General features: G+C 74.1%; 11 protein-coding genes and 2 pseudogenes. 5 read left to right on the forward strand and 8 right to left on the reverse strand.

What is annotated here, in order from left to right; translation table 11 throughout:
• The 4 genes and pseudogenes from JNW89_RS17885 to JNW89_RS17900 all read left to right on the forward strand — a co-directional run.
• A pseudogene (locus tag JNW89_RS17885) lies at positions 1-258 on the forward strand (sugar kinase); the annotation flags it as partial.
• A gap of 175 nt (positions 259-433) precedes the next feature.
• Entirely contained in the window at positions 434-673 is a 240-nt protein-coding gene (locus JNW89_RS17890; protein WP_238449783.1) for a hypothetical protein, read from the forward strand.
• Positions 667-1,098 (forward strand): hypothetical protein, encoded by a 432-nt coding sequence (locus JNW89_RS17895; RefSeq protein WP_238449784.1) that lies wholly within the window; start codon positions 667-669, stop codon positions 1,096-1,098. Before JNW89_RS17890 ends, JNW89_RS17895 begins: the two co-directional genes overlap by 7 nt.
• Complete coding sequence (locus JNW89_RS17900) at positions 984-1,586, forward strand: PP2C family protein-serine/threonine phosphatase (protein ID WP_238449793.1); 603 nt, start codon at positions 984-986, stop codon at positions 1,584-1,586. Before JNW89_RS17895 ends, JNW89_RS17900 begins: the two co-directional genes overlap by 115 nt.
• A 38-nt stretch (positions 1,587-1,624) precedes the next feature.
• Here the strand turns inward: JNW89_RS17900 and JNW89_RS17905 are convergent, their stop codons facing one another.
• Entirely contained in the window at positions 1,625-2,131 is a 507-nt protein-coding gene (locus tag JNW89_RS17905) for a MarR family winged helix-turn-helix transcriptional regulator (protein WP_238449785.1), read from the reverse strand.
• Between the two features lie 97 nt (positions 2,132-2,228).
• Between JNW89_RS17905 and JNW89_RS17910 the strand changes: the two genes are divergently transcribed.
• Positions 2,229-3,359: a PP2C family protein-serine/threonine phosphatase gene (locus tag JNW89_RS17910; protein WP_238449786.1), complete on the forward strand. Its 1,131-nt coding sequence runs from the start codon at positions 2,229-2,231 to the stop codon at positions 3,357-3,359.
• A 4-nt stretch (positions 3,360-3,363) separates the two neighbouring features.
• Here JNW89_RS17910 and JNW89_RS17915 read toward each other — a convergent pair whose 3' ends face one another.
• The 7 genes and pseudogenes from JNW89_RS17915 to JNW89_RS17945 form a co-directional block, all read right to left on the reverse strand.
• Positions 3,364-4,848, reverse strand: coding sequence for a sugar transferase (locus JNW89_RS17915; protein WP_309139998.1), 1,485 nt, complete (start codon positions 4,846-4,848; stop codon positions 3,364-3,366).
• A 214-nt stretch (positions 4,849-5,062) separates the two neighbouring features.
• Positions 5,063-6,802 (reverse strand): substrate-binding domain-containing protein, encoded by a 1,740-nt coding sequence (locus JNW89_RS17920; RefSeq protein WP_238449788.1) that lies wholly within the window; start codon positions 6,800-6,802, stop codon positions 5,063-5,065.
• Between the two features lie 164 nt (positions 6,803-6,966).
• Positions 6,967-7,998 (reverse strand): lactonase family protein, encoded by a 1,032-nt coding sequence (locus tag JNW89_RS17925; RefSeq protein ID WP_238449789.1) that lies wholly within the window; start codon positions 7,996-7,998, stop codon positions 6,967-6,969.
• A 141-nt stretch (positions 7,999-8,139) separates the two neighbouring features.
• Complete coding sequence (locus JNW89_RS17930) at positions 8,140-8,742, reverse strand: ATP/GTP-binding protein (protein ID WP_238449790.1); 603 nt, start codon at positions 8,740-8,742, stop codon at positions 8,140-8,142.
• A complete protein-coding gene (locus JNW89_RS17935) occupies positions 8,723-9,109 on the reverse strand; it encodes a DUF742 domain-containing protein (RefSeq protein ID WP_238449791.1) in 387 nt (128 codons plus the stop codon). Before JNW89_RS17935 ends, JNW89_RS17930 begins: the two co-directional genes overlap by 20 nt.
• Positions 9,099-9,521 carry a roadblock/LC7 domain-containing protein gene (locus JNW89_RS17940; RefSeq protein ID WP_238449792.1) on the reverse strand — a complete coding sequence of 141 codons (423 nt, stop codon included), beginning with the start codon at positions 9,519-9,521 and terminating at the stop codon, positions 9,099-9,101. The genes JNW89_RS17935 and JNW89_RS17940 overlap by 11 nt, the downstream gene beginning before the upstream one ends.
• Positions 9,521-9,781: pseudogene (locus JNW89_RS17945) on the reverse strand (ATP-binding protein); the annotation flags it as partial. The pseudogene JNW89_RS17945 and the gene JNW89_RS17940, both read right to left, overlap by 1 nt.

The raw sequence follows: 9,781 nt of genomic DNA on the forward strand, positions 1-9,781 counted from the left end.
GGGGTGGCGGTGGCCGGCGTGGTCAACCTGCTGGACCTGGACACCGTGGTCCTCGGGGGTGGATACGCCACCCTGGCGCCCTGGCTGCGCCCCCCGATGCTCGCCGAGCTGAGCGACCGGGTGCTCACCGCCGCCTGGTCGCCGGTCACGGTCCGGGCGGCGGCGCTCGGCCCGGCGTCGGCCGCGGTCGGTGGGGCCGGGTCGGTGGTCCGCCGGATCATCACCCGGCCGTCCGGTTGGCTGACCGGCCGGCCCTGAGCCGACTGTGCTCGATGGGCGTCCGTCGGTCCGCCTCGCTACCCTTGCCCTGAGGCAACGTTTCCGCCCGAGGAGTCCGCTACCAGCATGCGCACAGGTCGACAGGCCGAGGCGAGCGGCGACCAGCGGTGACGACCAGGCACTGCGGGCCACGGCCACGCTGTCGGTGCCGTATTTGGCCGATGCCGCGCTGGTCGTCCACCACCCGCCACCCGCCACCGACCGGCCGCACTGGATCCGGTACGCCGAGGGCGACCAGGCGCCGGTCACCGGCGTCGGCTCCGCTGAGCTGACCGGCTCCGTCCCCGACCTGGCCGAGGCGCTCGACGGTGCCGCCACCGAGCCACCACCTGGCTCGACGCCGAGCTGGCCGAGGCGCTGCCCGACTCGTTCGGCCGCCCCGGCACCGTGCTGATCAGCCCGATGCCCGGCGCCGGCGCGCCGGGCGGCGCCCTGATCCTCGTCCGCCGGGCCGAGCGCCCGGGCTTCGACCAGCGCGACGTCGAGCTGGTCCGGGAGTTCGCCGCCCGGGCCGGCGCCTCGCACGCCGCCGCCCAGCTCTACGGCGAGCAGGCGCACCTGGCCCGGGTGCTCCAGCACAGCCTCCTGCCGCCGGAGCTGCCTTCACTGCCCGGCCTCGCCCTGGCTGGCGGCTACCGGGCCGCCGGGACAGCCTGCGCATCGGCGGCGACTTCTACGACGTGTTCCGCACCGAGCGGGGCGGGATGTTCGCCCTCGGCGACGTCCGCGGCAGGGGCGTCGGGGCCGCCGTGCTCACCGGCCGGGTGCGCCAGTCGTTGCAGACGCTCCGCCTGGTCGAGCAGCGTCCGGTGGAGCTGATGCGGCTGCTCAACCGGGCCCTGTTCGACGCACCGGACGCCGCCCGGCGCGCCCGGTTCACCACCCTGCTGCTCGGCACCGCCGAGCCGGAGGCCGACGGCGGGGCCCGGGTACGCGTCGCCGGCGGCGGGCACCCCGCCCCGCTGCTGGTACGCGCCGACGGCACCACCACCCCGGTGCCGGTCGGTGGCATGCCGATCGGCGCCTTCACCACCGCGACCTTCGCCGAGGCGGAGGTGCGACTGGCCCCGGGCGAGCTGCTGCTGGCGTACACCGACGGGGTGACCGAGGCGCGCGGCGGCCCGACGGCGATGGAGACGTTCGGCGAGCGACGGCTGCGCGAGGTGCTCGCCTCGGCGGCGGGACAGCCGCCGAGCGCGGTGGTCGACCGCCTGCTCCAAGCGGTGGACGCCTGGCTGGACGGGCAGAGCCACCACGACATCGCCATGCTCGCCGTCTGCGCCGCGCCCCGGCCGGCCCCGAGCTGACCCACGGCCGGCGGTGACGGCGCCCTGGCGGATCAGGATCAGGCGGAGCGGGCCGCCGAGGGGTCGTCGATCGCGCCGTCGTGGGGCGGAACGCCGCTGCCCTGCCACGGCACCACCGGCGGCGCCGACTCCTCCAGGTCGCGGGCGGCCCGGTCGAACTCCCGAACTCCCCGCAGCAGGGCCTGGCGGCCCTCGTCGCTCATCCCGGCCAGCACGTCGGCCAGCCGCCGCCGCCGGTCCCGGCGCAGCTCGGCGAGGAGTCCCCGGGCCTCCGGGGTCAGGTGCAGGGAGATCTCCCGCCGGTCGAGGCGGCCCGGCTCCCGCTCCAGCATGCCGGCCGCCACCAGCCGGTCGCAGAGCCGGCTGGCCGAGGAGAGCAGCATGTCGAGCAGGGTGGCGAGCCGGCGGAGGTTGATCCCGTCGTGCCGCTCCACGACCATGACCGCGCGCAGCTGAGCGGCGGAGAGACGGCTGGTGGTGCCCTCCCGCGCCGCCTCCCACACGGACAGCAGGGCACCCGCCGCGCCGTCCAGCTCGGCGGCCATACTCAGTTCCGGTCCCGCGGGACCATGTTCGTCGGCCATGGTGGGCCCGAGACTACCCGGAGTACCGGGTGGTCGGCCCCTGTCAGGAGGAGTGATGATGAGCGGACCGGACGATCGCGCCCGGCGGGTGCTGGTCGAGGCACCGGCCGACCTCCTGCTCGACCGGCTCACCGCCGAGCTGGAACGGACGTTCAGGATCACGGAGAGCGAACTCTTCCAGGTCGACTACCGCCTCTCGGTGCTGCTGCCGCTCGGTGACGAGGATCCGATCACCGAGCCGGGCCACCCGGCCTGGCGCTGCTTCGACCACCAGGAGCCGATCGTGGCCGGCGGCGTCGGCTGGTTCCCGGTCGGCATGCGCGGCGAACGGCGCGGGGTGCTGCGCGTGGCCCCGGTCGCCGACGACCCCGCCCAGGTCGAGGAACTCGCCGCCATCGCCACCGCCCTCGGGCACGAACTCACCGCCGTCTCCGCCGGCACCGACGTCTACCGGGCGGCCCGCCGGGCCCGCCGGCTCACCCTCGCCGCCGAGATGCAGTGGGAGCTGCTGCCCGGCCGCAGCCGGATCCGCCCGTCGTTCAGCCTGGCCGGTCAGCTGGAGCCGGCGTACGCGGTGCGCGGCGACAGCTTCGACTGGTCCGACGACGGGGACCGGGTCTGGCTCGCCACGATCAACGGATCGGGTGAGGGGGTGGCCGCCGCGCTGCTCACCTCGCTGGCCACCTACGCGCTGCGCAACGCCCGCCGGGCCGGACTCGGGCTGGCCGACCAGGCCGCCCTGGCGGACCAGGCGATCTACGCCCTGCACCGGGGGGAGCAGCACCTGTCCGCGCTGCTGATGGAGCTGGACCTCGCCTCCGGGAAGCTGACGGTGGTGGACGCCGGGTCGCCCCGCCTGGTGCGGCTGCGCGACGGGGAGATCAGCGAACAGGTGCTCGAAAAGCAGTTCCCGCTCGGCATGTTCGAGGGCACCGACTACCAGGAGCAGTGTTTCGAGCTGCGCCGCGGCGACCGGCTCTTCGTGCTCAGCGACGGCGTGATCGACGCGACCGGCCAGAACGTCCGGTACGGGGAGACCGCGCTGGACCGGTTCCTGCGCCGTACCGGACCGATGGAGCCGCTGGACGCCGTCCGGTCGCTCCTGGGCGACCTGCGGGCGTTCGTCGCCGGCGACCTGATCGACGACGCGGTGGTGGTCTGCCTGGACTGGACCGGCCCGCAGCCCTGAGCAGTCAGTACGCCCCGCGCCCCCGCAGCACCGCGCCGAAGGTCTTCCAGAGGATGGTCAGGTCGGCGGCGAGCGACCAGTTCTCGACGTAGTACAGGTCGAGCCGGATGCCGTCCTCCCAGCTCAGGTCGGAGCGGCCGCTGACCTGCCAGAGCCCGGTCATCCCGGGCTTGACCAGCAGTCGCCGGGCCACGTCGCCGTCGTAGCGGGCCACCTCGGAGGGCAGCGGCGGCCGGGGGCCGACCAGGCTCATCTGCCCCAGCAGCACGTTGACCAGCTGCGGCAGTTCGTCCAGGGACCACTTGCGCAGCAGCCGCCCGACCCGGGTCACCCGCGGGTCGTCGCGCATCTTGAACATCAGCCCGTCGGTCTCGTTGCGCACCGCCAGCTCGTCGAGGAGGGCGTCGGCGTTGACCACCATGGTGCGGAACTTCAGCACGCCGAACTCCCGGCCGCCCCGCCCGACCCGGGTCTGCCGGAACAGCACCGGGCCCCGGCCCTCGAGCCGGATGGCCAGCGCGACCGCCGCCCCCAGGGGCAGCAGGAGCAGCACCGCCAGCGCGGCGGCGGCCCGGTCGACGAACTCCTTGACCAGCTTGCGGGCGCCCCGGAACTCGGGCGCCTCGACGTGGATCAGCGGCAGCCCGGCGACCGGTCGGGTGTGGATGCGGGGGCCGGCCACGTCGGTGAGCGCCGGCGCGACGACCAGGTCGATGCCGGTCTCCTCCAGCTGCCAGCCCAGCCGGCGCAGCCGGGCCGCGGTCAGCTCGCCGGAGGCGGTGACGGCGACCGTGTCCGCGCCGATCGCGGCGGCCGCCTCGGGGACGCCGCGCAGCGAGCCGACCACCGGCACGTCGCTGAGCCGTTGCGGCACCGGCGCGAGCAGCGCGTCCGGGATGCAGGCGCCGACCACCTGATAGCCGGCGTACGGCTCGCGGCGCAGGGTGTGCACGAGTTCCAGCACGTGGGCGGTGTCGCCGACCACCAGCACCCGGCGGGACCAGCCGGCACCGGAGTACCGGGCCCGGTGCAGCCGCTTGCGCGCGGCGAACCGGTTCACCTCCAGCCCCACGGTGCCGACGGCGAACGAGATGCCCAGGAACCCCCGGGACACGTCGGCGTCGGCGATGTAGCCGACGATGGCGATGCCACCGGCGAGCCGGAGGCTGGCCGCGCTCACCCGCCGGTACTCGTCGGCGCCGTAGCCGAGCACCCGGTCGTCGTAGCAGCGCAGCATCCGCAGCGAGAGCAGCCAGGTGAGCACCAGGCCGGGGGCCACCAGCACGTACGGGATCTCGGAGCCGACCGGCACCCGGTCACCGAAGCGGGCGGCGTACCCGACCAGGACGGCGAGGGAGAGCACGGCGGTGTCGAGCACCACCAGGATCCGCACGTACGCCCGCTGGTCGGCCCGGGCGACCGGGCCGGTGGGCGGGCCGGCCGGGGCAGGCGGGATCCGTGCCGGCGTGGACAGCGTCGCAGAGGTCACCCAGCCTCCCCACATCGCGCGCACCGGCTCCGGCCGACGACAGCCCCGGGCGGGACCTCGACGCCGGAGCGTACCGGACATCCTGCCTGACAATGATGCTCGCCGATTGATTCGGACGTATTGCCGTCACTTTGCCTTCCGGCCCGGACACCGGAAATGCGAACCGCCGCACCGGAAAGCTCCGGTGCGGCGGTTCCCCGCACTGTCCGAAGACTCAGCGCGGCGCGTTCGGGCGCAGCGCGATCGCCTTCAGGAAGATGTCACCGATCTTGCTCGGGTCCTCGGTGACGAAGGTGCCGCCGCCGGTGACGTTGGTGATCGACTGGAGCTCGGTCTTGGAGACCTCGTTGCCGATGCCGATGATGACCACCTGCACCGGGCGCTCCGGATCGTTGAGCTGCTTGAGCTGGCTGATCAGCGAGGCCTGCGAGATGCCGTTCTTGTCGTCGTTCTTGCCGTCGGTGAAGAGCACGATCGAGTTCACCCGGCCCGGCTCCCAGTCCTGCTGCACCGTCTTGTACGCCTCCAGCACGGTGTCGTACAGACCGGTGTTGCCGCTGGACGGGCGGATCCCGGCGAGGCCCTGCTCCAGCCGGCTGCGGTTGGTGGAGAGCGGGTTGATCGGCACGACCTCGCGCCAGTCCCGCGAGCCCACCAGCTCGGTGGAGAAGGTCCAGAGCCCGATCGACCAGGAGTCGTCGAACAGGTTCAGGCCCCGGCTCGCCGCCGACACGGTGACCTGTTCCCGGGTGGCGTTGCCCGCGGAGGGCACCTTCGCCTTCATCGAGCCGGAGACGTCGACGACGGCGAGCATCCGACCGGACTGGGTGGCGATGGACCAGCCGGAGACCGCACGGTCTATCGCGAAGGGGTCCAGGCCACCCACCGCGCCGACACCCGCCGGCGGGGCGGACGCCGGACCACCGGCCGGGCTGGGCGCCCCCTGCGGCGCCTTGAAACCGTCACCCCAGTTGCCGTCCGGCGCCCGCAGCGACTGGGCGGCCAGCCGGTTCTTGAAACCCTGCGTGGTGAGCAGCTCGAAGAGCACCCGGGCGGCCGACTGCTTGGCCGGCTCGATGCCCGGCAGCACCGCGAACGGATAGTCCAGCGGCATCGGCGCCGGCTCCAGGTAGAGCGCGGCCAACGGGATCGGCGGCTTGGTGCTGTTGTAGGCCATGACGTCTTCTTCGGAGAGCGCGGCGGCGCCGAGCCCGCTGGCGATGGACGTCGGGTCGTTGGAGCGCGGGAAGCGGGCGAGCAGGTCCTGCCGCAGCGCGGAACGGCCGGTGGCCAGCGCCCGCAGCGCCCCGGTGGTCGCCTTCGCGGTGTCGCCGCCGGAGGCGCTCGCCGCGGCGGTGAGGGAGAGCAGGCCGGAGAGGCCGGCGGCGTCCTGGGTCGGCTCGACGATCCCGGCGCGCAGGCCCTTGCCGGTGCTGACCGCTTTGAGCAGGTCGGTCCAGCCGAGCTTCTTGTCCGGCCAGCCGAAGCGGGAGGCCACCGGCTCCGGCATCGCCACCACCACCGGGCTGCGGGCGACGGAGTTGCCGTTGCCCGGCGCGAAGGCGGTGGCGCCGTTGTTCTTCAGCCGCAGCAGCCAGGTGGAGGAGTCCGGGATCCAGACGTCGGGCGTGGTCACCGTGCCGCTGGCCTGGCCGACCCCCGCGAGGGTGGCGCCGTGCTTGCTGGCGACCGCGGCCGCCACGTCCACCGGCTCGGAGGCACTCACGTTCACCGCGATGCAGGTGCCGCTCACGGCCGCGCCGTCCTCGACCCACTGCGCCGAGGCCTTCTGCACCGCCGGGGCGAGTTCGGGAGCGGCGGCCACCGACAGTTGGATCTCGCCGGAGCAGGAGGGTCCGGCCAGCTGCTGGTAACCGAACCAGGTACCCCCGACCACGACGACGAGCGCAGTCGCCGCCGCAGCGGCTCCTGCTCCACGGATACTTGAACGCATGCGATGGCGGCCAGACACGCTGACCATCTTGCGTATCTCGTTCGGATAGTGCCATAACCGTTCGGCTGAAAGTTACGCAGGAGATACAGTTGATCGCTGTTTCGGCACAGTGAGTAATCAGTCAGTCTCGCGCCGTTGCCACGATCCACACCGGACAGGGCCGCTCAGGGCAGGACACAGGTCGGGCTCGGCACCGGCACCGGCTCGCCGAGCGGCTCGGGAGCGCCCGAGTCGGAATCGACCCGGAACACCCGGACCATGTCGGCCCGCTCGTCCGCCACGTAGAGGTGCGGCCCGGTCAGCACGAAGTGCCGGGGCCACTCGCCCCCGGTGTCGACCTCGGCGACCAGCCGGGGCAGCTCCCCGTCCAGCGCGAAGACCGAGATCGTGCCCACGCCCCGGTTGCCGACGTAGAGGAAACGCCCGTCCGGCCCCACCGCGATCTCGGAGGGCTGGACGTGCCCGGTCCGCTCGCTGGCGTCCACCCGTCCCCGCTGGTGCCACGCCCCGTCCGGGGTCGACTCGTACGCGGTGACCGTCGCGTCCAGCTCGCCGGCCACCCAGCAGCGCCGCCCGTCGGGGTGACGGGCAAGGTGACGGGGCCCGGTGCCGGCCGCGGTACGGATCCGGGGCTGGCGGGGCACCAGCCGGCCCGGGTCGGCGTCCAGGTCGTACCGGTAGATCGAGTCGGTGCCGAGGTCGACGGCGAGCAGCGGCCCGGCCCCCGGGTCCGGGGAGACCATGTGGCAGTGCGCCTGCTCCTGGCGCTCCGGGTCGAGGCCGTGCCCCTGGTGCACGACCAGGTCGCTGCGCTCGGCGGGCGCGCCGTCGGCGGCCAGCGGGAAGACCGCCACGCTTCCGCCGCCGTAGTTGGCCACGAAGAGGTGCCGCCCGTCGGGCGCGACCGCCAGGTGGCAGGGGTCGGCCCCGCCGGTCGGCCGGACGCCCAGCGGGGTCAGGTCGCCGTCGCCACCCACCCGGAAGGCGCTGACCTGCCCCTCCGGCAGCTCGTTCACGGCGTAGAGGACGGGCAGGGCGGGATGGCGGACGAGGAAGGAGGGCGAAGCGGTCACCGCGACGGTGCCGAGCGGGGTGAGTTCCCCCGAGTCGGGATCCCGGCGGGCGGCGACGATGCCGGCTCCCCGCCCGCCGCTCGCCGCCGTGTAGCCGCCGATGTGGACGATCGTGTTCGTCACCGGTGCACCCTCCGCCGATCCTGCCGTCGATCCAACCAGAGGCTTCCCGGTCGACCCGGGCGTTAGCCCTGTTTTCCGGAATTTCCTTCGAACGCCGGCGGCGGGGCGCCGGGTGTCACCGCCCGCCCCGCCGCCCGCCGGTCAGGAGACCGGGACCGGTTCGCCCCGCTGCCGGGCGACGTGCTCGACCAGCGAGATCAGCACCAGCTTGGCGGACTGCCGGTCCCGGGCGTCGCAGAGCACCATCGGCACGTCCGGGTCGATGTCCAGCGCCTGGCGTACCGCCTCGATGCCGAACCGGCGGGACCCGTCGAAGCAGTTCACCCCGACCACGAACGGGATGCCCCGCTGCTCGAAGTAGTCGATCGACGGGAAGCAGTCGGCCAGTCGCCGGGTGTCGGCCAGCACCACCGCGCCGAGCGCGCCGAAGGCCAACTCGTCCCAGAGGAACCAGAAGCGGTCCTGGCCGGGCGTGCCGAAGAGGTAGACCTGCAGGTCCTCGTTGATCGTGATCCGGCCGAAGTCCATCGCCACGGTGGTGGTCGACTTCGCCTCCACCCCGGAGAGGTCGTCGGTGCCGATGCCGGCCCCGGTCAGCACCTCCTCGGTCTGCAACGGGCGGACCTCGCTCAACGCGCTGACCAACGTCGTCTTGCCCGCGCCGAACCCCCCGGCGATCAGGATCTTGAGAGCCAGCGGCAACCGGGGCCCGGAGGTGTCCCGGTCAGAGCGCACGTAGTCCACTGACCACCGCCTTGAGGATGTCGTTGTCGGGAAGAGCGGCGGCCGGGGGCTCGTGCACCGAGACCAGGCCCCGGGCGAGCAGGTCACCGAGGAGGACCCGGACCACGCCCACCGCGAGGTCCAGGTCGGCGGCGAGGTCGGCCACCGCGACCGGACGCCGGGCCAGCTCGACCAGGCGCCGGTGCTCCGGCTGGAGGCCCGGCTGGCCGGACGGGTCCGCGCCCGCGCCGGCCAGCACGAACGCGACCAGGTCGAAACCGTCGACGACCGGGCGCACCCGGCCGCCGGTGAGGGTGTACGGACGAACCACCGGGCCGGCCGCCGCGTCCAGCCACTCGTGCTGGGCGCCCGGCGGCTCAGCCCGCATCGACGGCCCCCACCGTCGCGCGGGCGGGGGCGGTCAAGTTCTCGCCGACCCGGATGACCAGCATCGCCATCTCGTACGCCACCAGGCCGATGTCCGCGTCGGCCGCGCAGACCACCGCCAGGCAGGCGCCCCGCCCCGCGGCCGTCACGAACAGGTACGCGGACTCCATCTCCACCACGGTCTGCCGTACCCCGCCGCCGGCGAGGTGCCGGCTGGCGCCCTTGGCCAGGCTGGAGAAGCCGGAGGCCAGGGCGCAGAGGTGCTCGGCGTCGGCGCGGTCCAGCTCGGCGGAGGCGCCGAGCATCAGCCCGTCGGCGGAGAGCACCACGGCCTCGCGGGCGGCCGGTACCCGGTCGACCAGCTCGTCGAGCAACCAGTCGAGGTCGACGTTCTGCCTCGTCGTGTCCACCACTAGGCGTCCCTCTCAGTCGCGGTCGGGGAATCGGGGTTCGTCGCCGTCGCACCCGGCGGCGGGGACGGCGCGGGATCCCCGCCCCGCCCCTCGGTACGCCCACCGGTCGGGGCGGGTACGGCGCCGTCGGGTCGCCCCGGCGGCACGGAGCGGATCGCGCCGTCGCGCCGACCCCGGGCGGTGCCGGACTGGAGCGCGGACATCTGCCGGCGTGACCTCCTCCGGGGAGCGGGCGGCCGGGCCTCGGCGGCCTGCGAGCG

It is taken from the genome of Micromonospora sp. 4G55 (assembly GCF_016803375.1).

Excerpts from the sequence above, each read along its gene's own strand:
- JNW89_RS17900 (WP_238449793.1), top strand. The coding sequence starts at position 984 with ATGTTCGCCCTCGGCGACGTCCGCGGCAGGGGCGTCGGGGCCGCCGTG.
- JNW89_RS17905 (WP_238449785.1), bottom strand. The coding sequence starts at position 2,131 with ATGGCCGCCGAGCTGGACGGCGCGGCGGGTGCCCTGCTGTCCGTGTGG.
- JNW89_RS17910 (WP_238449786.1), top strand. The coding sequence starts at position 2,229 with ATGAGCGGACCGGACGATCGCGCCCGGCGGGTGCTGGTCGAGGCACCG.
- JNW89_RS17920 (WP_238449788.1), bottom strand. The coding sequence starts at position 6,802 with ATGCGTTCAAGTATCCGTGGAGCAGGAGCCGCTGCGGCGGCGACTGCG.
- JNW89_RS17935 (WP_238449791.1), bottom strand. The coding sequence starts at position 9,109 with ATGCGGGCTGAGCCGCCGGGCGCCCAGCACGAGTGGCTGGACGCGGCG.